Below are 21374 nucleotides of genomic sequence, written 5' to 3'. Positions count from 1 at the left end.
TGATGCCCCCCGTCTCCTCCTTGTTGACCGCCTGCCTGCTCGCAGCGGCCGTCGCGGCCTGCCCGGCCGTGCAGGCCAAGCCGGCACGCACCCACTCGCCACCGGCGAAATCGCAGCCCGCCCAGCCCCTGGGCGACCGTCCCGCCGTCATCGCCTTTGCCGATGAACTCGCCGCCGCCCAGGGCTGGGATGCTGCGGCCCTGCGCGAGCAGCTCGGCCAGGCCCTGGACCTGCCGCGCGTGCGCCAGCTCATCCTGCCGGCCGCTGTCGGCACCGCCAAGAACTGGACGGCCTACCGGGACCGCTTCATCGAGCCCCGGCGCCTGGACGCCGGCCTGGCCTTCTGGGCCGAACACGAGGCGGCACTGGCGCGAGCCGAGAGCACCTACGGCGTGCCGGCCGAAGTCATCATCGGCATCATCGGCGTCGAGACCTTCTATGGCCGCATCACCGGCGGCTTCAAGGTGCTGGACGCGCTGGCCACGCTGGCCTTCGACTTCCCCACCGAGCACCCGCGCGCCGCCGAACGCCAGGCCTTCTTCCGCAGCGAGCTGGCCGAGTTCCTGAAGCTCTGCCGCGAGAACGGCCTGGACGCCGCCGACGTGCGCGGCAGCTATGCCGGGGCGCTGGGCTGGCCGCAGTTCATGCCGGGCAGCTGGCGCCAGCACGCCGTGGACTTCGACGGCGACGGCCGCATCGACCTGATCACCAGCCCGGTGGACGCCATCGGCAGCGTCGCCCACTACCTGTCCGCCTACGGTTGGAAGCCCGGCGACGCGACCCACTACAGCGTCAAGCTGCCGACCGACCGCCGCGAGCGCGCCAGGCTGCTGGCGCCCGACATCAAGCCCACGTTCACGGCCGCCGAGCTGAGCGCCGCCGGCGCCCTGGCCTCGGAGGCCGCACGCGACCACGACGGCCCCATGGCCGTCATCGAGCTGCAGAACGGGCCGAAGAAGCCCACCACCGTGCTGCTGGGCACGCAGAACTTCTGGGTCGTCACGCGCTACAACTGGTCGGCGTACTACGCGCTGGCCGTCATCGAGCTGGGCCAGGCCGTGAAGGCCAGGCGGTTGCAGCAGCGATGAGCACCCTGCGGCCGCGCAAGCAGCCGACGCAGCCGCGCGCCGTCGAGACGGTGGCCTGCATCCTCGAGGCCGCCGCCCAGATCCTGGAAGCCCAGGGCCTGGCGGCCTTCAACACCAATGCGGTGGCCGAGCGGGCGGGTGTCAGCATCGGGTCGCTCTACCAGTACTTCCCTGGCAAGGATGCGCTGCTGATCGCGCTGATGCAGCGCGAGAAGGAGCGCTTTCGCGACGACGCCCACGCTGCCCTGGCCGAGCCCGATGGCCGCGCGGCTCTGCAGCATCTGATCAAAGCCGCCGTGCGCCAGCAACTCGGCCGCGCCGAACTCGCGCGGCTGCTGGACCTGGAGGAAGAGAAGCCCGCGACCCGCCAGGCCCTGGACGGCAAGAGTGGCTTCAGCGAGCTGATACGGCGTGTGCTGGCCCTGCCCGGCCTGCCGCCCCAGGCCGACGTCGCGCATGCGGCCGACGACGTCGGCCAGCTCATCCGCGCCCTGACCGACGCGGCCGGCCTGCGCGGCGACCATGACGGGGCGGCGCTGGAAAAACGCCTGTGCGCGGCCATCTTCGGCTACCTGGACGCCGCTCAAATGTGAGCAAGGGCGGCGGCCGCGCCGCCATGCCCGTGAGCGGCCGCATGCGAGTAGCCTGAAACCAGGCCAAAACCGACGATGAAGGCTCTGCAAATCCCTTGGAGCCTTCCATGACCACAACGACATTCGCCTCCATGAAGCTCAACCATCTGAGCTTCCCCTCCCTGGACCCCGCCCAGACCGCGGCCTTCTTCGAGAAATATCTGGGCTTCACCCGCTCGCCCATTGGCGGCTTCTGGGTCCTCAAACGCCCCGGCTTCGATGTCGTCATCGAGAACGGCAGCGGCGTGGCGCCGGATTGGCCAAAGACCTTCCATGTCGGTTTCGAACTGCCGACGCGGGCCGACGTCGAGGCCCTTTACGCCGCCATGGCCGCCGACGGCGTGCCCATGGAGACCGAGGTCATCAGCCATGAACGCGGCTCGCGCTTCTTCTGCCGCGCGCCGGGCGGCGTCATGTTCGAGCTGAACACGCGGGCCGATGCGACGCCCGAGTACCGCGCCACTTTCGACTGAGATCAGTACGGATTGGGCATGAGGACGCCGGCCTCAACGGAGATGAAGTAGGGCGACACCGTCGGCCAGGTCGCCAGGTTGTACTGGCCACCGGCGACGCGCTTCTCGACCTGCAGGCTGCGAAAGGTCAGCGGCTTCCTGGCCTGCACGGTCGTCGGCGCCAAGGTCGGCTTCAGGAAATAGGCCCGGCCCGTGCGGCCGCCGGCGCCGTCGTCGTTGCCCATGACGGTGGCGATATCGCCATCGACGACGACGGCCGTCTGCTCGTCCACGCCGATGCCGCGCAGCGCCTGCCAGCCGGCCCAGCCGTCGGCGGACAGCCGGGCGAGGAAGGTGACGAGGCGTCCCATGCGGTCGCGCGCGACAAGGTGGGCGTCGGTGACGACATTGCCCATCAGGGGCAGCGCGTTCAGGAAGCCGCGGTCCAGCGTGACATTGCGGTCGTAGGGGTTGGCCATGGCCTCTGCCGACGACACCGACTGGTTGGCGCCCGAATAGTCGAACTGGCCCAGCACGGCCAGTCCGGCGCTGGTGCCCCCGAACGGCACCTTGCGCGCCACCGCTGCCTTCATCGCGGCCTCCAGCGGCGTGCCGGCCCATTGGCCGATATAGGTGGACTGGTCGCCGCCGGCGATGAAGAGCACGTCGGCCCGGTTGACGAGGTCCAGCACCTCGGGCGCGCTGGCGCCGGCCCGCGTCTTCAGCACGATGGACTCGACGGAATCGACGCCGTCCATGGCCATCAGATAGGCGTTGTAGCCATCGGCGCCAGAGGTGCGCAGGACGACGACATCGACCTTGGCCGCCGTGCCGCCGCGTGCCTTGGCGATCATGGCGCGGAAGGCGTCGTCGACATCGATGCCACCGCCCATCAGCACCAGCAGGTTGCCGGCCGGCTGCGGCGGCAGCACATCGGCCGCGCTGCCGCTGCGGTAGAGCTCGTAGTCCTTGCTGCCGGCCGTGGCCTTGGCGCCGCTGCCCGCGCTGCCCCCTCCCGCGAAGGCGGCGAGGCTGAAGCAGACCAGGCCCAAGGAAACAAGACGGCGGCTCCAGATGGACAAGCGATTCATCGCGATCTCCTTGCGCGGCGGCAGCCGCCCCAGTGTGGCAGTCCCGCCGTCAGAAGACCAGTTCGACTTCGGGCGCGGCCGTCGCCTCTTCAGGTGGCCCGGACGGCGTGGCGCCAAGCGAGGTGTGGTCCTGCCAGTAGCGCCGCCTCTGCTCGCGCTCGCAGCTCGACTCACCCGTCTCGCTCTGCCAGCGCCAGGCACCGCAGGACGGGCTGCTCACGACGGCGATGCCGGCCGCCTGGTAGCGCGCCAGCACCGGTGGCGCCGGATGGCCGAAGCGGCTGCGATAGCCGGCCTGCACCAGGCCGACCGACGGCTGCACGGCCGCCAGCAGCTCGGCGCTCGACGAGGTCTTGCTGCCATGGTGAGGCACCAGCAGCACATCGGCTCGCAGGTCAGCCTCGCGCCGGACGAGCTGTCGTTCCTGCTCAGACTCCAGGTCGCCCGCCAGCAGCGCGCGCCGCCCCGAGGCCGAGGTGATGCGCAGCACGCAGGACAGGTCGTTGGACTTCAGTCCGGCGTCATAGTTGGCCGGCGTCGGATGCAGCACCTCGAAGCGCACGCCATCCCAGTGCCAGCCCTGCCCGGCTTCGCAACGCAAGGCGGGCGGCCCCGCCCGCAGCAGCGCATGCCCAGGCTCCAGCGAGCTGCGCATTTCGGTCACGGCCAGGGCCTGCATCAGCGCCGCGGCGCCGCCGACATGGTCGCCGTCGCGATGGCTGAGCATCAGCAGGTCCAGACGCCGCACGCCGAGCGAGCGCAGCAGCGGCAGCAGCACGCGCTCGCCGGCGTCCGCGCCCGGCGCATAGGCCGGACCGGTATCAAAGACCAGCACATGGCCGTGGGTGCGGACGATGACGGCATTGCCCTGGCCCACGTCCGGTGCCAGCAGCTCGAACTCGCCTGCGGGCGGGCGCGGCACCGCCGGCCACAGCAGGGGCAGCAGCATCAACAGGCCCGCCAGGCGCAGCCGCCATGGCAGGCGCAGCGCGATCAGCAGCGCGCCCGCCAGGGCCAGGGCCTGCGACCACCCGGGCGCGGCCGGCAGCCACCAGACCACCGCCGGCCAGGAGACCAGCCACTGCAGCCAGGCCATCAGACCCTGCACCAGGTGCGCCGCCAGCGCCCACAGCGGCGGAAACAGCCCGCCCGCCAGGGCCAGCGGCGTGACGATGAAGCTGATCAACGGAATGGCGACGAGATTGGCCAGCAGGCCGACCAGGGACAATTGCGCAAAGCAGATCAGGCTCAGCGGTGCCAGCCCGATGGTGGCGATGAGCTGGGTGCGCAGCGCGGCCTTCAGGCGTGCGAGCCAGCCCTCGGCAGCCTCGCCACCGGCCGCCATCAGCAGGCCGACGGCACCGAAGGACAGCCAGAAGCCCGGCTGCATCAGCGCCCAGGGATCCACCGCCGTGACGACGACGGCCGCGGCCAGCAGCACCAGGGGCCAGGGCCAGCGCAGACCGAGGCTGCGCAGCCCGGCGACGGCGGCCAGCATGAGAACGGTGCGCTGGGCCGGCACGCCCCAGCCGGAGAACAGCGCATAGGCCAGGGCCGCCGCCACGCCGACCCAGCGCGCGGCCGAGGGCGCCGGCAGGCGCAGGCAGAGCCAGCGGCTGCGGCGCCACAGCGGCGCGACCAGGGCCGAGGCCAGCCAGGCGAGCAGCACGACATGGCTGCCCGAGACCGACAGCAGATGGCTGACACCGCTGTCGCGGAACAGGTTCCAGTCGGCATGGGCGATGGCGTTCTGGTCGCCCAGGCTCAGGGCCGCCAGCACGCCGGCCATGCCGGGGTCGGCCACTTGTGCGCGGATGGCCGCGCGCAGGCGTTGCCGGGCCGCGTCTATGGACCACCAGGGCGCCGCATGCAGGCGCTCGGCCGCGCGCACGACGCCGCTGGCGCGCAGGCCCTGCTCGAACAGCCAGAGCTCGGTATCGAAGCCGCCTGGATTGGCCAGGCCGTGGGCCCGCTTCAACCGGGCGGTGAAGCGCCAATGCTCGCCGGCCATGAGAGACGGCAGGTCATAAGCCAGCAGCATCAGGCGCCGCGGCACCTGCGGCGGCAGGGCCGTGCCCGCAGGGCCGACGGACTCGACCGCGAACTCGAAGCGCCAGCCCGGCACGCCGCCCTGGCCGGTGACCGCCAGCGGCAGCGAATCGACGCGCCCGTTCAGCACCAGGTCGCGGCCTTCCCAGGCCGGCTGCAGCTCGGGCTTCAGGCGCAGTTCGGCGCGCAGCGCGGCCTGCCCGAAGGCGAACACCGCGGCGCAGGCCGCCAGCAGCAGCCAGTGGCGGCGGCGCAGCAGCCAGAACGCCGTGACAGCGAGCCCGAGGGCCGCATATTCGGCGCCGGTCGGCAGCCGCTCGCAACGATGCAGCAGGGCCAGGCCCGACAGCCAGGCCAGGCCCGTCGCCACCAGCTCGCGCGCACCCCACGGCTGCTTTGCCAATGCCCTTCCTCACCCCCTCGGGATTGATGTCGGGGTGTAGCATGCCCCGGTTTTTCGCTCGCGCCACCGCGCTTTCCCCGCATGAGCTCCTCCGCCATCCAAGCCAAGCTCGCCGAACTCGGCATCACCCTGCCGCCGCTGGCCATTCCCGCAGCCGCCTACCTGCCCTTCACGCGCACCGGCAATCTGCTCTATCTGTCCGGCCACATCGCCAAGAAGGACGGCAAGCCCTGGGTCGGCCAGCTCGGCAAGGATGTCGACACCGCCACCGGCCAGGCCGCCGCGCGTTCCGTGGCCATCGACCTGCTCGGCACCCTGCAGGCCGCCACCGGCGACCTCGGCAAGGTGCGCATCGTCAAGGTCATGAGCCTGGTCAACAGCACGCCCGACTTCACCGAGCAGCACCTCGTCACGAATGGCTGCTCCGAGCTGTTCGCCACCGTGCTGGGCGAAGCCGGCAAGCATGCCCGCAGCGCCTTCGGCGTGGCCCAGATCCCGATGGGCGCCTGCGTCGAGATCGAGCTCATCGCGGAAGTCCAGGACTGATGTTCACCTCCCCTTCCAAGCTGCCGGCCCGCGCGCTGGCGGGCATGGCCGTGGCCAGCTTCGGTGCCGTCGGCATCGCGCTGATCGCCCAGCACCAGTTCGGCGTCAAGCCCTGCCCCTGGTGCGTGCTGCAGCGGGCCATCTTCCTGTTGATCGGTACCGTCTCGCTGCTGGGCTGGCTGGTGCACGCCAAGCGAACGCTGCGCCAGGCGGCCCTGGTCGTCGTGCTGACACTGTGCGCCGCCGGCCTGACGGCTGCCGTCTTCCAGTACGAAGTGGCCTCGCAGAGCGCGAGCTGCGCCATGGGCCTGGCCGACAAGACCCTCACCGCCCTCAATCTCGAGGAGCTGTGGCCATCGGTGTTCATGGTCACGGGCAATTGCGCCGATGCGGCCAAGTACCGCATGGCGGGCCTGCCCTATGAAGTCTGGAGCGGCGCGCTGTTTGCCGCTCTCGGCGCGCTGGGGCTGTACTTGCTAAACCAGCGCCGGTAGCCCGGGCAGCAGCTTGTCCAGCGTGACGGGGTAGTCGCGCACGCGCACCCCCGTCGCGTTGTAGACCGCATTGGCCACCGCGGCGGCCGCGCCGCAGATGCCAAGTTCCCCCACGCCCTTGGCCTTCATCGGCGAGGAGATGGGGTCGGTCTCGTCGAGGAAGACGACGTCCTGGTGGGGGATGTCGGCATGCACTGGCACCTCGTAGCCGGCCAGGTCGTGGTTGACGAAGAAGCCGCGGCGATGGTCGACCTGCAGCTCTTCCATCAGCGCCGCACCCACGCCCATGGTCATCGCGCCGATGACCTGGCTGCGCGCCGACAGCGGGTTCAGGATGCGCCCTGCCGCGCAGACGGCCAGCATGCGCCGCACGCGGATCTCGCCCGTCGCCGCATCCACGGCCACCTCGCAGAAATGCCCGCCGAAGGTGGACTGCTGGTAGCGCTTGTCAAGGTCGCCGTATTCCATGCCGTCCTCGGCCACCAGGCCGGCAAAGGTCTTCAGCGCCACGGCCTTGCCGCCGCCGCGCACCTGGCCGTCGACGAACTCGGCGTCGCTCATGCCGGCCTTCTGCGCCACCAGGCCTCGCAGCTTCATGCAGGCCGCATAGACACCGGCCGTGGCGCTGTTGCCGCCCCATTGCCCGCCCGAGCCGCAAGAGACCGGGAAGGCCGAGTCGCCCAGGCGCACGACGACCTGGTTCAGCGCCACGCCCATCATCTCGGCGGCGGTCTGCGCAATGATGGTGTAGCTGCCGGTGCCGATGTCGGTCATGTCGGTCTCGACGATGACGCGCTCGCCGTCCAGCCTCACCCGCGCCTTGGACTTCATGACGAGGTTGTTGCGAAAGGCCGCCGCCACGCCCAGGCCCAGCAGCCAGCGGCCGTCTCGCACCTTGCCGGGCTGGGCATTGCGCTTGCTCCAGCCAAAGCGCTCGGCGCCTGTCTTCAGGCACTCGGCCAGGCGGCGCTGCGAGAAGCGCCGCTGCGGCTTCTCGGGGTCGACCTGGGTGTCGTTGCGCAGGCGGAATTCGATGGGGTCCAGGCCGAGCTTCTCGGCCATCTCGTCCATCGCGATCTCCAGCGCCATCAGGCCCGGTGCCTCGCCGGGCGCGCGCATGGCATTGCCCTCGGGCAGGTCCAGCACGGCCAGGCGCATGGCGGTATGGCGGTGCTCGCCGGCGTAGAGCAGGCGCGTCTGCGCCACCGCCGTCTCGGGTCCGCCGCCGGGCAGGTCGCCCGACCAGCTCTCGTGCGAGATGGCCTGGATGCGCCCGTCCTTGTCGGCGCCGATGCGGACGCGCTGGATGGTGGCGGGCCGGTGCGTCGTGTTGTTGAACATCAGCGGCCGCGTCAGCGCGATCTTCACGGGCCGGCCTACCGCCTTTGCCCCCAGCGCGGCAAGTACGACGTCGGCGCGCAGGAAGAGCTTGCCGCCGAAGCCGCCGCCGACAAAGGGCGACTTGACCTGGATCTTGTCCTTGGCCATGCCGAGCGTCTTGGCGAGGTCGCCGACGGCCCAGTCCACCATCTGGTTGGACGTCCACACCGTCAGCTTGGGGCCCTCCCACCAGGCGATGCTGGCGTGTGGCTCCATCATCGCGTGGCTCTGGTCGGGCGTGCTGTAGCTGGCGTCCAACTGCACCGGGGCCTTGGCGAAGCCGGCCTCGAAGTCGCCATGCCGGGTCTCGGCCTTGCCGCCAAAGCCGTCATCCTTGGCCATGGGCGCGCGCGGCTTCTCGGCCGCCAAGTCGAAACGGCCCTTGGCTTCCTCATAGCGGATGTTCACCAACGCCGCGGCAGCGCGGGCCTGCTCGAAGCTCTCGGCCACGACGACGGCCAGGGCCTGGTGGTAGTGCTCGATCTGCGGCCCGCCGAGCAGCTTGGCGGTGTTCTTGCTGCCTTTTGCCAATTTGCCCGCGTTCTGGGCCGTGACGATGGCGAGCACGCCCGGCGCCGCGCGGGCCGCGCGCAGATCCATCGCTGCAACGCGCCCCTTGGCGATGCCGGCGCCGATCACGTAGCCGATGGCCGGCTTCTGCTCATGGTGCTCGTGGGCATAGAGTGCCGTGCCCGTGGTCTTCAGCGGACCGTCGATGCGCGGCGTTGCGATGCCGACGACCTTGCCCTGGTCGATGGGGTTGGTGGTGGCGGGCTGGTCGAATCTCATGCGGCCCTCCGGGCGGGGTGAAGGACGTCCGCGGCCAAACGCTCGGCCAGCTTGAGCTTGAAGGCGTTGTCCTGCTGGGGCGTCGCGCCCTTGAAGGCTTCGCCGAAGTAGCCGTGCACGCCCTGGGACAGCCGGCCTTCGGCGGCCTCGACGCGCCAGGGCTTGGGCGCCACCCCGCCGAAGGCGAGACGCGCGCTGCCGTCGCGCTGCACGATGGCCGCCAGCGACACCAGCGCGAAGGCATAGGACGCCCGGTCGCGCACCTTGCGGTAGACCTGCACACCGCCCGCCGGCGGCGGCAGCAGCACCGAAGTGATCAGCTCGCCATGAGCCAGCGTGTGCTCGATGTGGGGCGTGTCGCCGGGCAGCTTGTGGAAGTCGGCAATCGGGATGCGGCGCATCTGGCCGTCGGGCCTGACGGTCTCGACCTGGGCGTCCAGCACGCGCATCGCCACCGCCATGTCGCTCGGATGGCTGGCGATGCAGGCCTGGCTGGTGCCGATCAGGGCCAGGGACCGCGTCACACCGCCGATGGCCGAGCAGCCGCTGCCGGGCTGGCGCTTGTTGCAGGGCTGGGCGGTATCGTAGAAATAGGGGCAGCGGGTGCGCTGCAGCAGATTGCCGGCCGTCGTCGCGCGGTTGCGCAACTGGCCCGAGGCACCGGCCAGCAAGGCGCGGGACAGCACCGCGTAGTCCTTGCGCACACGGGCATCGGCGGCCAGGTCGGCATTGCGCACCAGGGCACCGATGCGCAGGCCGCCGCCATCGACCGGCTCGATGCGGTCCAGGCCCAGCGGGTTCACGTCGACCAGATGCGTCGGCGCCTCGATCTGCAGCTTCATCAGGTCCAGCAGATTGGTGCCGCCGGCAATGAAGCGGGCATCGGGCCGCTGCGCCACGGCCGCCGCCGCCTCGGCCGGCGTACGGGCGCGCTCAAAGCTGAAGGCTTTCATGCGGCGCCTCCCGCGACCTCGGTGATGGCCTCGGCGATGTTGGAATAGGCGCCACAGCGGCACAGATTGCCGCTCATGCGCTCGCGCAGCTCGTCCGCGCTCAACAGTGGTTTGGCAGCCAGATCGGCCGTCACATGGCTGGGCGCGCCGCGCTGGAGTTCGTCCAGCATGCCGACGGCCGAACAGATCTGGCCCGGCGTGCAGTAGCCACACTGGTAGCCGTCATGCTTGACGAAGGCGGCCTGCAGCGGATGCAGCTTCTGCGGCGTGCCCAGGCCTTCGATGGTGGTGATCTTGGCGCCCGGCGCCATGACGGCCAGCATCAGGCAGCTGTTGATGCGGCGGCCGTCCATCAGCACCGTGCAGGCGCCGCACTGGCCGTGGTCGCAGCCCTTCTTAGTGCCGGTGAGGTGCAGCTGCTCGCGCAACAGGTCCAGCAGCGTCGTGCGCGTGTCCACGTCCAGGCTGTGGGCCTGGCCGTTGACCTCCAGCGTGACGCGTCCCGTCGTTCCCATGGACATGGCCGGCTCCCGGTCAGCCGCTTCCGCAGTGACGGCGGCCGCCGTGCCCGCGCCCGCCACCAACACGTCCCGGCGTGAAAGACAACATCCCTGCAACTCGTCCATCGCTGGCCCTCCGGGCTGACAACCCGACCAGCCTAGTGGGCGGCGGCAGGACCACGATGTCGGACAAGACGCCGCGCCGCGGCAGGACGCGGCTTGGCTTGCTACTCCCCGCGCACGACGCCCTCGCGGCGCGGGTCGGCGCCGCCCACCCAGCCTTCCTTGACGCGCACCAGCATCTGCAGTCCGCTGGTCAGGTCGGTTTCCACCACCTGCTGGCCGCGGCCACGCAGGTCGGCCAGCTGCTCGGCCGTCAGCGCGCCGCGCTCGACGATCAGGGAGCCGCTGTTGAAGTGGCCGTAGTTCGGCAGGTCCACCGCCTGTTGCGCCTGCAGGCCCCAGGCCAGGGTGCCAGTGATGACCTTGGCGACGTAATGGATGATGACCGGCCCGCCCGGCGAGCCGGCCACCAGGACGAGCTTGCCGGCGCGGTCGAAGACCAGGGTGGGCGCCATGCTGGAACGCGGCCTTTTTCCCGCCTCCACGCGGTTGGCCACCGGCTTGCCGTCGGCGCCCACCGGGTTCAGCGAGAAGTCGGTCAGCTGGTTGTTCAGCATGAAGCCGCCGCCCAAGCCGGTACCGCCGTCGCTCATGACGCGGTTGCCGAAGGCGGACTCCACGCTGGTCGTCATGGCCACCGCATGGCCTTGCGCGTCGACGACGCTGACATGGCTGGTGCCGGCCTCGAGCTGCTCAGCCTGGGGCGCCAGGGCCTGCTGGACGGCGGCCGGCTGGCCGGCCGTGGCCACGCCCATGGCCTTGGGCGCAATCAGGGCGCCGCGCTGCTTCAGATAGGCGGGAGCGAGCAGGTTCTGCCAGTCGCCGCCCGGTGCGCTGACGAAGGCCGGGTCGCCGATGTACTGGGCCCGGTCGGCAAAGGCCAGCTTGGCGGATTCTGCATAGGCATGCATCCAGTCGGCCGTGATGCCCTGAGCCGCCACTGCCGCGGGCTGGGTGTCGAGAATGCCGAGGATCTGCATCAGCGTCAGATGGCCGGAGGTCGGCGGCCCGAAGCCGCAGACGCGATAACTGCGCCAGTCATTGCACAGCGGCGGGCGCTGCGCGGGCTTGTAGGCGGCCAGGTCGGCCTCGGTCAGCAGGCCCGGCCGCACATGCCCCTTGACGCGGCGCACGATGTCGGCCGCGACGGCACCCTCGTAGAAGCCCTTGGCGCCCTGCTTGGCGATGCCGCGCAGCACGGCGGCATAGGCCGGGTTCTTCAGCACCGTGCCGACGGGCTTGGGCGTACCCGCGGCATCGTAAAAATACGGCGCGGCCTGGGCATCGCTGCGCAGGGCCGGCTCCGAGGACATCAGTTCGAACAGCCGCGGGCTGACGGCGAAACCCTGCTCGGCCAGGCGGATGGCCGGCTCGAACAGGCGGGCCCAGGGCAGCTTGCCATGCTGGCGATGCGCTTCGGCCAGCATGGCCAGCACGCCGGGCGTGCCGGTGGACAGGCCGCTCAGGATGGCGTCGCGCATGGCCATGGGCTTGCCGTCGGCCTTGAGGAACATCTCGGGTGTGGCGGCGGCCGGCGCGGTCTCGCGGCCGTCCAGGGACTGGACCTGGCGGCCATCCCAATGCATCAGGAAGGCGCCGCCGGCAATGCCGCTGGACTGCGGCTCGACCAGGCCGAGCACCAGCTGCACGGCCACGGTGGCGTCGATGGCCGAGCCACCGGCCTTCAGCATCTCGACGCCGGCGTCCACGGCCAGCGGATTGGCGGCGGTCACGGCAAAGCGCTTGGCGGGCGCCGTCAGGCTGCCCTGCTTGGCGCTGCGGCTGGTGGCCGCCTCGGGTTGATCGAGGGCATGGGCCGGGGCCAGCAGGCCGGCCAGCAGGAGAGGCGTCAGGAGGCGAAGCATCCGGCCATCTTAGGCATGGCCGGGCCTGGCCATGACCTCGGCGGCCAACTGGGCCACCAGCGGCCTGGCGCGCGAGCCATTGGCCAGCAGCACGACGCCGCGACCGCTGGCGGGATGGATCTGCAGGGCAGACGCAACGCCCGGGTCGCGCCCGAAATGGGCCCAGACGCCCTGCCCCAGGCCGCGCCAGGCCAGGCCCTGGCGGTAGCCGGCGCGCTCGGGCACCGGGGCCTGCTGGTCGGACAGCATCTGGGCTACGCTGGCCGCGGCCAGGATGCGCCGGCCGTCCAGCGCGCCGCCGCCCAGCACGGCCTGCGCGAAGCGCGCCAGCTCGGCGACCGAGCTGCGCAGCAGGCCGTCCGACATCGTGGCGAAGCTGTACAGGCACAGCGGCAGCTGCTGGCCGGCGTCGACAGCCTGTGGCGCCTCTTCGGCGCGCAACTTGTCCGGCAGCGGCTTGCCGGCCGCAACGAATTCATAGGGCGTGGCGTGTTCAGTGCGCTCCAGTCCCTTCAGCAGGAAGCGGCTGCGGGCCATGCCCAGCGGGGCCAGCAGGCTGCGCTGACAGGCTTGCGCATAGGGCAGCTCGCTGAGGCGTTCGACAAGCAAGCCCAGCAGGCCATAGCCGACATTGCTGTAGGCATGGCGCTCGCCGGGAACCCAGGGGTGAAAGCCCACCGCCCCCGCCTCCTTCAGCCAGCTGCCGAGTTCGGCCTGCGGATCGCCACAGGCATAGCTCGCCTCGTAGGCCGGCCCGTCGGCGATGGCTGCGGTGTGCGTCAGCAGCTGGCGCGTCGTGATGGCGGCGCCGGAAGGATGGCGCAGCTTGAAAGGCAGCCAGAGGTCGACCGGCGCGTCCAGCTCGAGACGCCCCTGCTCCTGGAACTGCAGCACGGCCGCGCAGGTGAAGACCTTGGTGATGGACGCGATATTGAGCAGCGTCTGCGCCGCCATGGGCCGCTGCGCTGCGAGGTCGGCCCAGCCGAAGGCCGTCGCGTGCAGCAGGGCACCGCCTTCGATGACGGCCAGCGCAAGGCCTGGCACCTGGGCCTGCTGCATGCGCTGCTGCACGTTGGCTGCGTAGGCCGGCGACCGCAGCCAGTCCAGCAACGGGGGTTCGGCGGCCCGCAGGCCCGGAGTCCAGGCGGCTGCGGGGACGCAGGCCAGCAGTCGTCGGCGTGTCAGCGGCATGGGCCGATTGTTGACCCGCTCAGCAGCGGCGTCAGAAGTAAGCCATGTCCTTCTGGCTGTAGTTGGCGATCTGCGGCAGCACCTTGGGCAGGTCGGTGCCGCTGATGCCCATCCAGGTCGCCAGCGTCGCGCCGAGCTGGTCCACGCCCGTCGTCGGCAGCAGCCGGCCCTGGCCGACATCGTCGGGGCCGTTGATGCTGACCGAGGGCAGGCTGCCCCAGAACCTGCCGCCCTGCACCGCCCCGCCCAACACGAAATGGTGGCTGCCCCAGCCATGGTCGGAGCCATCGCCATTGGTGGTCAGCGAGCGGCCGAAGTCGCTGGCCGTGAAGGTGGTGACCTGGTTCGCCACGCCGAGTTCGACGGTGGCGGCGTAGAAGCTGGCCAGCGCGTCGTTGACGGCCGTCAGCAGGCCGGGATGTTCGTCCAGCAACGCGTCGTGCGTGTCGAAGCCGCCCAGGGACACGAAGAAGACCTGGCGCTTCGCCCCCAGGGCCTGGCGGGCGGCGATGAGCCTGGCCACCATCAGCAGCTGGGCCGACAGGCCGCTGGCCGTGTCGAAGGGCGTCTGCAGGGCCGGCACGCCGGCGAGGCCGCTCGTGACGACGCCCTGGGCGCTGACCGAGCGCGCGACCACCTTGTTCAGTTCGGCCTCCATCCAATGCGTGCGGTCGGCCGCGGTGATGAGGCCGCGCAGCGCATCGGCACAGGCCTGCGAGCCGTAGAGCGGCTTCAGGATGCCGTTGATGGGCACGGCGCCGCTGGTGGACACCTGGTATTGCACGGCCTGCTTGCCGGCCATGAAGACGGCATTGCCGGCGGCATTGATGCAGGTGAAGGTGGCGGTGCCGTTGCCGCCCAGGAAGAGATCGCCCATGCGGCCACCCCAGCCCGAGGTGGCGCCTTCCGGCGAGCTGCTCTGCCAGACCGACTGCTGGTCGTTGTGCGAGAACAGCTTGGGCGGCAGCGGCACGCTCCTGGCGTTGTACTGGGCCAGCGTGGTGGGCTGGATCAGCGTGCCGACATTGAGCTGGATGCCCAGCCGCCCGCTGTCCCACAGGCCCTTGAGCTTGCCGAGCTGGGGCGCCAGGGCCATCTGGCGGCCGCCGACATTCAGCGCCAGGGCCGTCGCGGCGAGCTGGTCGCGCGGCGTCGCCAGGGTCTGGCGGATCTGGGCATAGGCGTTGTAGCTGGCCTGGTCGTAAGGGACGAGGGTGTTGCCATGGTCGTTGCCGCCATAGAGGAAGACGCAGACCAGGGCCTTGTAGTCGCTCGGCGCCGCCTGCGCAGCCGCTTCGCCGAGGGCGGCCAGGTTCAAGGCCCAGGGCGCGGCGGTGCCCGCGATGCCGAGGGCGCCGGCGCGGCGCAGGAACTCGCGGCGCTGCAGTTCGGGGAGTCGGTTCAGCTTCATGGTCGCACCCTCACTTCTGCACCTGGTATTCCGGGCAGGCCATGAGCATCAGGATGGCCGCCTGCACGCGGTTGAGCTTGCCGGCATCGCTGACGGCCGAGATGGTGGCGACGGCGGTTGCGATGGTGGCCTGGGTCGTCGTCGAGATGCCGCCGCCACCCAGGCGCGTGGCGAGGCTGGCGACCAGGCCCGGCGCATCGCCGGCCAGCGCGAGTTCGGCCGTGTAGCTCGGCTTCACGTCGTTGATGCCATCGGCAATGGCCTTCTGCATGTAGTTGAGATAGCCGGCTACCGTGCTCTCGTTGCAGAGCTGGAACTCGGGCGCCGTGACGGCATTGACGCCCAGCTGGGAATTGGGCGGCACATAGCCGGGCCGGAAGAAGTTGAAGACCGAGGGGCTGCGCAGCGGGCTCTGGCCCAGGCGGGTGCCGGCATCGCTGGTGTTGCCGATGTTCCAGATGCCGGTGGGCGAGGTCACGCCGAAGGACCGTCCCCACTGGAGGAAGCGCAGCAGCGGCTCGCGCAGCTTGCCGGCGCCGGGAGCCGTAGACGCGGTGCGGGCTTCGCTGTCGAGCAGGATGGCCCGGATGACGGCCTTGAGGTCGCCGCGCGCGCCGGCGCCGTTGTCGGCCCAGACGGCGGCGACGCGGCCGACATAGGCCGCGCTCGGGTCGGACGCGACGAGGCGCTGGATGAGCTGGCGGCCGATGAAGGGGCCGACGTTCGCATGGTTGGCCAGCGTGTCCAGCGCGATCTTCAACGCCGCCGGGCCATCGGCCGAGGCCGGGATGTCGACGTCCAGCACCTTCTTGGCCCCGGTGGAGAAGCGCGAGGCGATGTTGGCCATGGGCTTCTTCATGAAGGCCGGGTCGCTGCCGCTGTAGCCGTCGAAATCCCAGCCGGTGAAGACACGGGCCAGGTCGCTGATGTTGGCCTGCGTGTAGGTCTCGACGGGCTTGCCATTGCCGTCGAGCTTGAGCGTGCCGTCGGCATTGAGCTGGTAGAGGCCGATGCTGAACAGCTGCATGACCTCGCGGGCGTAGTTCTCGTCGGGCACGCGGCCGGTGTTGGGATCCTCCTTGAGATTGCCGCGCGTGGCGAGGTAGACGCCCATGCCGTTGGACAGCGTGACGGCGTTGAGCAGCTCGCGGTAGCTGCCAAAGCAGCGCTGCTCCAGCATGTCCATGTAGCAGGCGACGGCGAAGCCCCGCCAGGGCATGGGCAGGCCGCTCATGGAGATGACGAAGATCTCGCTCAGGGCCAGCACGACGCGCTGGCGCAGCGTGTCGGGGGCCGACATCAGCTTGCGCCACAGCGTGTTGTCGACGCCGCCGAAGTCATTGCGGTGGTCGACGACCGCGTAGCCATGGGCCACCATCCAGTCGAAGTGGCTGTCGGTCACCGGCAGCGCGAACTGGGCATCCAGCCAGGCGGCATAACCGTTGGCCTTGACGGTGGCGATGTCGGCGCTGCTGGCGGCAAAACCGGCCTGGGCGAGAAAGCGGGCCGCCTCGGCGTCGGTGATGCTGGGAGGCGGTGGCGGCGGTGGTGGCGCCGGAGGAGGCGGTGGTGGCGGCGAAGGCGATGGGGTTGGCGCATCGCCACCCCCTCCCCCACCGCAGGCGGCCAGCAAGGCCGCGGCCGCCGCGGCGATGGCAAGGCCGTCGGGGTTCAGCTCTGCACTTGTCTCGGGTGCGGGGGCGATGGTCTTGACTTCAGGCGACGGAGGTGTGCGCATGATGGCCTCGCTCGTTGTTGTCTGCAGAATGCTCCGCGCAACGCAAACGGGCCAGCTTGCGCTGACCCGTCGAGGCCCATGAACTGGGGACAGGAAAGGAGGATTTACCTCAGAGCAACGGAACCCCTGTCTTGCTTTGCGCTTGTTCACGCGTGACGCCTTCGGCCAGCTCGACGAGCTTGATGCCTTCGGGCACGACGTCGAAGACGCCGAGGTCCGTGATGATGCGATCGACGACGCCGACACCCGTCAGCGGCAGGGTGCAGCTGGGGATGATCTTGAGGTCCTCGGTGCCGTCCTTCTTCTTGGCGACATGCTCCATCAGCACGATGACGCGCTTGACGCCGGCCACCAGGTCCATGGCGCCGCCCATGCCCTTGACCATCTTGCCCGGGATCATCCAGTTGGCCAGGTCGCCGCTGCCGCTGACCTGCATGGCGCCCAGGATGCTGAGGTTGATCTTGCCGGCACGGATCATGGCGAAGCTGTCGTGGCTGCCGAAGATGCTGGAGCCGGGCAGCGTGGTGACGGTCTGCTTGCCGGCGTTGATGAGGTCGGCGTCGACTTCGTCCTCGGTCGGGAAGGGGCCGATGCCCAGCATGCCGTTCTCGCTCTGCAGCCAGACTTCCTTGGTCGCCGGCACATGGTTGGCCACCAGCGTCGGGATGCCGATGCCGAGGTTCACATAGAAGCCGTCTTCCAGCTCCTGGGCCGCGCGGGCGGCCATCTGGTCTTGGGTCCAGGGCATGGTCAGGCCTCCTTCTTCGGGGACAGGGTCATCTTCTCAATCCGCTTTTCCGGATTGGCATTGACGACGATGCGGTGCACATAGATGCCCGGCAGATGGACATCGTCCGGGTCGATGTCGCCGGTCTCGACCAGGTGCTCGACCTCGACGACCGTCAGCTGGCCGGCCATGGCGGCCGCCGGGTTGAAGTTGCGCGCGGTGCGGCGGAAGACGAGGTTGCCGCTCTTGTCGGCCTTGTAGGCCTTGACCAGGGACACGTCGGGCACCAGGGCCTTCTCGAGGATATAGGTCTGGCCGTCGAACTCGCGAGCCTCCTTGCCTTCGGCGATCAGCGTGCCGACGCCGGTGCGCACGAAGAAGGCCGGGATGCCGGCGCCGCCGGCGCGCAGCTTCTCGGCCAGCGTGCCCTGGGGCGTGAACTCCAGCTCCAGCTCGCCCGCCAGGTACTGGCGCTCGAACTCCTTGTTCTCACCGACATAGCTGGAGATCATCTTCCTGATCTGGCGCGTGGTCAGCAGCTGGCCGAGGCCAAAGCCGTCGACGCCGGCATTGTTGGAGATCACCGTCAGGTCCTTGACGCCGCTGTCGCGCAGGGCTGCGATCAGGGCTTCGGGGATGCCGCACAGGCCGAAGCCGCCGACCGCGAGCATCTGCCCGTCCCTCACGACGCCGCGCAGCGCTTCCTCAGCGCTCGGGTACACCTTGTTCATGCCGTCTCCTGGCGGTTTGCAACGCCCGCAAGGGTACTATCGCGCCCCTCTCGAAGTCGATTACGCGAATTCGCCTAAGTGGAACCCGCCGCCCTCGATTACCGCAGCGCCTTCCAGCTGGCTCCCATCGGCCTGGTGCTCTCCGCCCAGCGCCAGATCGTGGACTGCAACGAGCGCGTGCTGCAGATGTTCGCGGCCACCCGTGAGCAGCTGATTGGCCAGAGCTTCGCCGTCATGTACCCCAGCGCCGCCGAATTCGAGCGCACCGGGGCGCGCATCGTCGCCAGCCTGGACGCCCAGGGCCACTATGCCGACGACCGCGTCATGCGGCGCTTGGGCGCTGGCGAGCTGTTCTGGTGCCATGTGACCGGCCGCGCCCTGGACCCGGCCGACCCGCATGCCCGCGGCATCTGGAGCTTCGAGGACCTGTCGGCGCGCCGCCAGATCACGGCCGATCTGACGCCGCGCGAGCGCGAGATCGCCGCCCTGCTGGTCGAGGGCCAGACCAGCAAGCTCATCGGCCGCCGCCTCGGCGTCAGCCCGCGCACGGTGGACATCTACCGCGGCCGACTGATGAAGAAATACCAGGCGGGCAGCACGCCTGAACTGATCAACAAGCTGTTGTCCGCATGACCACGCATCACGCGCCCGAACTGCCCTACTGCCGCAACTGCCACTTCACGCTGGCCGCGCCGCGGCCCGTCCATTGCGGCCACTGCGGCCAGGAGACCGACCTGCATCCGCCCTCGGTGCGCGAGATGTTCACCGAGTACCTGGGCCATTACGTCGCCTTCGACGGCCCGCTGTGGCGCACGCTGTGGGCCCTGGTCTGCATGCCGGGCCACCTGACCAACGCCTATTTCCACGGCCGGCGGCGCCGCTATGTACTGCCGCTGCGGGTCTATCTGAGCGCGAGTTTCCTGCTCCTCATCGGCCTGGCCCTGGTGCCGCAGGGGCCGACCCAGGTCATCGAGGCCGACCCCGACGCCATCGCCACGACGGGCAAAGTGACCACGATCAGGGTCCGTCCCAACATGACACCCGCTGAAGCGGCCGGCAAGGCCAAGGCGATTGCCGATGGCGCCAGTGCGCCGACGCCGGCCAGCGTCTCGATCAGCTCCAAATTCGGCAATTGCGACCTGGCGAAACCGTCCAGTTGCAGCACCACGGAGCGCTGGCTGACCCAACTCGTCAACAAGGGCGAGTCCATGACCTTCGAGCAGTGGAAAGCGCGCGCGCGCGCGCTGGCGCCCTATGCCCTGCTGCTCATGCAGCCGATCTTCGCCGCCCTGCTGCTGGGCGCGTTTGCCGGCAGCGGCCGGCGCTATGCCGAGCACTTCGTGTTCTCGCTGCACAGCCACAGCCTCTGGTACCTGGCGCTGCCGCTGGCGATGGCCACCGGTCTGGAAGCGCCGATGATCTTCGCCGTCTTCTGGCACGGCCTGGCGGCGATGCGCCGCGTCTATGACCTGGGCTGGTGGGGCGCCCTCTGGCGCGGCATGCTGCTCAGCGCCTTCTATTTCATGCTGCTGCTCGGAATGGCGACGGCGATGATCGCGCTGATCGCCGCCACCGCCTGACGCCCGATCAGGTGAACACGCCCTGACGCAGCCACTTGGTGGCCACCCATTTGTCGCCGTCCAGCACCGGCGATCCGCCATGCAGGGTCTGCGTGGCTGGGTGCGGCCGGTCGTAGCTGAAGAAGACGGCATTGCCCTTGACCGGGGCGACGTCCAGGCCGATGTCCGGGAAGATGGTCGAGCCGCCGGCCGTGGGCGTGTTCAGGTACATGACCAGCGTCGCGACACGCTGGCCGCCGCGCTTCAGGATGGCCGGCGTGCTGATGTGGCCGGGGTCGAAGTAGTCGTAATGCGGCTGGTACTCGGCGCCCGGGCGGTAGTGCAGCACCTGCAGGCCCTCGCCATGGTCCAGCGGCCAGCGCAGCAGCGTCGCGATGCGCGACTCCAGCTTGCGGATCAGCTCGGTCTCGCAGCGCTCGAAGAACATGCCGTCGCTGGTGCGCGCGGCGTTCACCTCGCTGCCCTCGGCGCCGGTGGCCACGGTCTCCGAGCGCGCCAGGCGCTTGGTCGCCAGCGCGATGATGCCGTCGCACTCTTCATCCGACAGCAGATCGCCGAAGACGATGACGCGCGGCTGGCGCAGGGCCATCAGCACCTTGACCTGGCGATCGCCGGCATCGATGACGGGGGCGAAGCGCCCCAGGTCGGGCTCGGGCAGGCCCGGCGTCGCATCGGGCGGAGCCGTCAGCGTGGCCGACTGGCCCAGGGTGCGGGCCAGGGCCTGGCGGGCAATGCCCTCGTCCCAGCCGCTGCCCAGCATGGCCGCCAGAATGCTTTCGGACGCATGGCCGGCGCGGCTCTGCTCGGTGATCCACTCACACAGCTCGGGGGTGATGACTTGTTGGCTCATGACTTGCGGCGGAAGACGAGTCGGTCGGGAGTTGAAACCTCGGAGGCCAGACGATAACCGTCCAGATCGAAAGCCTTGAGCCCTTCTGGCGTTTCAAGGCGTTGCTGAATGGCGAAGCGCGCCATCAGGCCACGCGCACGCTTGGCGAAGAAGCTGATGATCTTGTACTCGCCGTTCTTCCAGTCCTCGAACTGGCAGTCGATGACGCGCGGCTTGAGGGCCTTGCGGTCGGCGGCACGGAAGTATTCCTGGGAGGCCAGGCTGACGATGACCGGCGCCTTTTCAGCCTTGGCCAGCTTGTTCAGGTGCAGGGCCAGGCGGTCGCCCCAGTAGTCGTAGAGGCTGGCGCCATGCTCGCCGGCCAGGCGGGTGCCCATCTCCAGGCGGTAGGGCTGCATGCGGTCCAGCGGCCGCAGGATGCCGTAGAGCCCGGACAGCATGCGCACATGGGCCTGGGCCCAGGTGATGTCTTCTGCGCTCAGCGTCTTGGCATCCAGGCCGTCGTAGACATCGCCATTGAAGGCCAGCACGGCCGGCTTGCTGTTCCTGTCGGTGAAGCGGGGGCGCCAGGCCGCATAGCGGTCGACGTTGAGCTGGGCCAGGGGCTCGGACAGGTCCATCAGCTCGCGCACATCGTCCACGCTCTTGGTGCGCAGGATGTCGATCAGGGCCGCCGTGTCGTCGAGGAACTGCGGACGGGTCAGGGCCGGCGCCAGTTCGGGGGGCGTCGGCGTGTCGTAGTCGAGGGACTTGGCGGGCGAGAGCAGAAACAGCATGGGGC

Annotated in this window: 20 protein-coding genes; 7 read left to right on the top strand and 13 right to left on the bottom strand. The window is 69.9% G+C overall.

Annotated features, from left to right (window positions below; translation table 11 throughout):
• Positions 1-2: 2 nt before the first annotated feature.
• The 3 genes from mltB (at position 3) to AC07OY_RS07230 (ending at position 2193) form a co-directional block, all read left to right on the top strand.
• Positions 3-1088: a lytic murein transglycosylase B gene (gene mltB / locus AC07OY_RS07240; RefSeq protein WP_495041838.1), complete on the top strand. Its 1086-nt coding sequence runs from the start codon at positions 3-5 to the stop codon at positions 1086-1088.
• Positions 1085-1681, top strand: a complete 597-nt coding sequence (locus tag AC07OY_RS07235; protein ID WP_495041837.1) for a TetR/AcrR family transcriptional regulator — start codon at positions 1085-1087, stop codon at positions 1679-1681. The genes mltB and AC07OY_RS07235 overlap by 4 nt, the downstream gene beginning before the upstream one ends.
• A gap of 131 nt (positions 1682-1812) precedes the next feature.
• Positions 1813-2193, top strand: a complete 381-nt coding sequence (locus AC07OY_RS07230; protein ID WP_495041988.1) for a VOC family protein — start codon at positions 1813-1815, stop codon at positions 2191-2193.
• Between the two features lie 2 nt (positions 2194-2195).
• On the opposite strand, the gene AC07OY_RS07225 is transcribed toward AC07OY_RS07230, so the two are convergent.
• Both AC07OY_RS07225 and AC07OY_RS07220 read right to left on the bottom strand, forming a co-directional pair.
• Positions 2196-3263 (bottom strand): cyanophycinase, encoded by a 1068-nt coding sequence (locus AC07OY_RS07225; RefSeq protein WP_495041836.1) that lies wholly within the window; start codon positions 3261-3263, stop codon positions 2196-2198.
• A 49-nt stretch (positions 3264-3312) separates the two neighbouring features.
• Entirely contained in the window at positions 3313-5715 is a 2403-nt protein-coding gene (locus AC07OY_RS07220) for a DNA internalization-related competence protein ComEC/Rec2 (protein WP_495041835.1), read from the bottom strand.
• An 81-nt stretch (positions 5716-5796) separates the two neighbouring features.
• Here AC07OY_RS07220 and AC07OY_RS07215 point away from each other — a divergent pair, with 81 nt between their 5' ends.
• Together AC07OY_RS07215 and AC07OY_RS07210 are read left to right on the top strand one after the other, a co-directional pair.
• Entirely contained in the window at positions 5797-6261 is a 465-nt protein-coding gene (locus tag AC07OY_RS07215; RefSeq protein ID WP_495041834.1) for a RidA family protein, read from the top strand.
• On the top strand, positions 6261-6755 hold the full coding sequence (locus tag AC07OY_RS07210; protein WP_495041833.1) for a disulfide bond formation protein B: 495 nt from the start codon (positions 6261-6263) through the stop codon (positions 6753-6755). The genes AC07OY_RS07215 and AC07OY_RS07210 overlap by 1 nt, the downstream gene beginning before the upstream one ends.
• Here AC07OY_RS07210 and paoC read toward each other — a convergent pair.
• The 9 genes from paoC to AC07OY_RS07165 all read right to left on the bottom strand — a co-directional run bounded on the left by paoC (position 6738) and on the right by AC07OY_RS07165 (position 18163).
• On the bottom strand, positions 6738-8924 hold the full coding sequence (paoC, locus tag AC07OY_RS07205) for an aldehyde oxidoreductase molybdenum-binding subunit PaoC (protein WP_495041832.1): 2187 nt from the start codon (positions 8922-8924) through the stop codon (positions 6738-6740). The genes AC07OY_RS07210 and paoC overlap by 18 nt on opposite strands.
• Complete coding sequence (locus AC07OY_RS07200) at positions 8921-9877, bottom strand: FAD binding domain-containing protein (protein WP_495041831.1); 957 nt, start codon at positions 9875-9877, stop codon at positions 8921-8923. Before AC07OY_RS07200 ends, paoC begins: the two co-directional genes overlap by 4 nt.
• Positions 9874-10503 carry an aldehyde dehydrogenase iron-sulfur subunit PaoA gene (paoA, locus tag AC07OY_RS07195; protein ID WP_495041830.1) on the bottom strand — a complete coding sequence of 210 codons (630 nt, stop codon included), beginning with the start codon at positions 10501-10503 and terminating at the stop codon, positions 9874-9876. The genes AC07OY_RS07200 and paoA overlap by 4 nt, the downstream gene beginning before the upstream one ends.
• Before the next feature lie 101 nt (positions 10504-10604).
• On the bottom strand, positions 10605-12365 hold the full coding sequence (locus AC07OY_RS07190) for a gamma-glutamyltransferase family protein (RefSeq protein ID WP_495041829.1): 1761 nt from the start codon (positions 12363-12365) through the stop codon (positions 10605-10607).
• A gap of 9 nt (positions 12366-12374) precedes the next feature.
• Positions 12375-13556, bottom strand: coding sequence for a serine hydrolase domain-containing protein (locus AC07OY_RS07185; protein ID WP_495041828.1), 1182 nt, complete (start codon positions 13554-13556; stop codon positions 12375-12377).
• Between the two features lie 31 nt (positions 13557-13587).
• Positions 13588-14967 carry a DUF1501 domain-containing protein gene (locus AC07OY_RS07180; RefSeq protein ID WP_495041827.1) on the bottom strand — a complete coding sequence of 460 codons (1380 nt, stop codon included), beginning with the start codon at positions 14965-14967 and terminating at the stop codon, positions 13588-13590.
• Positions 14968-14977: 10 nt separating this feature from the next.
• Positions 14978-16705 (bottom strand): DUF1800 domain-containing protein, encoded by a 1728-nt coding sequence (locus tag AC07OY_RS07175; RefSeq protein WP_495041826.1) that lies wholly within the window; start codon positions 16703-16705, stop codon positions 14978-14980.
• 109 nt (positions 16706-16814) lie between these two features.
• Positions 16815-17453, bottom strand: a complete 639-nt coding sequence (locus AC07OY_RS07170) for a 3-oxoacid CoA-transferase subunit B (RefSeq protein ID WP_495041825.1) — start codon at positions 17451-17453, stop codon at positions 16815-16817.
• A gap of 2 nt (positions 17454-17455) precedes the next feature.
• Positions 17456-18163, bottom strand: a complete 708-nt coding sequence (locus AC07OY_RS07165; RefSeq protein ID WP_495041824.1) for a CoA transferase subunit A — start codon at positions 18161-18163, stop codon at positions 17456-17458.
• A gap of 78 nt (positions 18164-18241) precedes the next feature.
• Here AC07OY_RS07165 and AC07OY_RS07160 point away from each other — a divergent pair, with 78 nt between their 5' ends.
• Positions 18242-18796 carry a helix-turn-helix transcriptional regulator gene (locus AC07OY_RS07160; RefSeq protein ID WP_495041823.1) on the top strand — a complete coding sequence of 185 codons (555 nt, stop codon included), beginning with the start codon at positions 18242-18244 and terminating at the stop codon, positions 18794-18796.
• Complete coding sequence (locus AC07OY_RS07155) at positions 18793-19743, top strand: DUF3667 domain-containing protein (protein ID WP_495041822.1); 951 nt, start codon at positions 18793-18795, stop codon at positions 19741-19743. Before AC07OY_RS07160 ends, AC07OY_RS07155 begins: the two co-directional genes overlap by 4 nt.
• Positions 19744-19750: 7 nt before the next feature.
• On the opposite strand, the gene AC07OY_RS07150 is transcribed toward AC07OY_RS07155, so the two are convergent.
• Entirely contained in the window at positions 19751-20593 is an 843-nt protein-coding gene (locus AC07OY_RS07150) for a 2OG-Fe(II) oxygenase (RefSeq protein ID WP_495041821.1), read from the bottom strand.
• On the bottom strand, positions 20590-21369 hold the full coding sequence (gene yaaA, locus AC07OY_RS07145; protein WP_495041820.1) for a peroxide stress protein YaaA: 780 nt from the start codon (positions 21367-21369) through the stop codon (positions 20590-20592). Before yaaA ends, AC07OY_RS07150 begins: the two co-directional genes overlap by 4 nt.
• Between the last annotated feature and the right edge of the window lie 5 nt (positions 21370-21374).

This window comes from Roseateles sp. GW821-FHT09H10 (assembly GCF_059415865.1).
Note: the sequence above shows the minus strand (reverse complement) of the source record. Positions and strands in the feature narration are given on the sequence as shown.

Coding starts and splice junctions, on each gene's coding strand:
- mltB (WP_495041838.1), top strand. CDS start 3: ATGCCCCCCGTCTCCTCCTTGTTGACCGCCTGCCTGCTCGCAGCGGCC.
- AC07OY_RS07235 (WP_495041837.1), top strand. CDS start 1,085: ATGAGCACCCTGCGGCCGCGCAAGCAGCCGACGCAGCCGCGCGCCGTC.
- AC07OY_RS07230 (WP_495041988.1), top strand. CDS start 1,813: ATGAAGCTCAACCATCTGAGCTTCCCCTCCCTGGACCCCGCCCAGACC.
- AC07OY_RS07225 (WP_495041836.1), bottom strand. CDS start 3,263: ATGAATCGCTTGTCCATCTGGAGCCGCCGTCTTGTTTCCTTGGGCCTG.
- AC07OY_RS07215 (WP_495041834.1), top strand. CDS start 5,797: ATGAGCTCCTCCGCCATCCAAGCCAAGCTCGCCGAACTCGGCATCACC.
- AC07OY_RS07210 (WP_495041833.1), top strand. CDS start 6,261: ATGTTCACCTCCCCTTCCAAGCTGCCGGCCCGCGCGCTGGCGGGCATG.
- paoC (WP_495041832.1), bottom strand. CDS start 8,924: ATGAGATTCGACCAGCCCGCCACCACCAACCCCATCGACCAGGGCAAG.
- AC07OY_RS07200 (WP_495041831.1), bottom strand. CDS start 9,877: ATGAAAGCCTTCAGCTTTGAGCGCGCCCGTACGCCGGCCGAGGCGGCG.
- paoA (WP_495041830.1), bottom strand. CDS start 10,503: ATGGACGAGTTGCAGGGATGTTGTCTTTCACGCCGGGACGTGTTGGTG.
- AC07OY_RS07190 (WP_495041829.1), bottom strand. CDS start 12,365: ATGCTTCGCCTCCTGACGCCTCTCCTGCTGGCCGGCCTGCTGGCCCCG.
- AC07OY_RS07185 (WP_495041828.1), bottom strand. CDS start 13,556: ATGCCGCTGACACGCCGACGACTGCTGGCCTGCGTCCCCGCAGCCGCC.
- AC07OY_RS07180 (WP_495041827.1), bottom strand. CDS start 14,967: ATGAAGCTGAACCGACTCCCCGAACTGCAGCGCCGCGAGTTCCTGCGC.
- AC07OY_RS07175 (WP_495041826.1), bottom strand. CDS start 16,705: ATGCGCACACCTCCGTCGCCTGAAGTCAAGACCATCGCCCCCGCACCC.
- AC07OY_RS07170 (WP_495041825.1), bottom strand. CDS start 17,453: ATGCCCTGGACCCAAGACCAGATGGCCGCCCGCGCGGCCCAGGAGCTG.
- AC07OY_RS07165 (WP_495041824.1), bottom strand. CDS start 18,163: ATGAACAAGGTGTACCCGAGCGCTGAGGAAGCGCTGCGCGGCGTCGTG.
- AC07OY_RS07155 (WP_495041822.1), top strand. CDS start 18,793: ATGACCACGCATCACGCGCCCGAACTGCCCTACTGCCGCAACTGCCAC.
- AC07OY_RS07150 (WP_495041821.1), bottom strand. CDS start 20,593: ATGAGCCAACAAGTCATCACCCCCGAGCTGTGTGAGTGGATCACCGAG.
- yaaA (WP_495041820.1), bottom strand. CDS start 21,369: ATGCTGTTTCTGCTCTCGCCCGCCAAGTCCCTCGACTACGACACGCCG.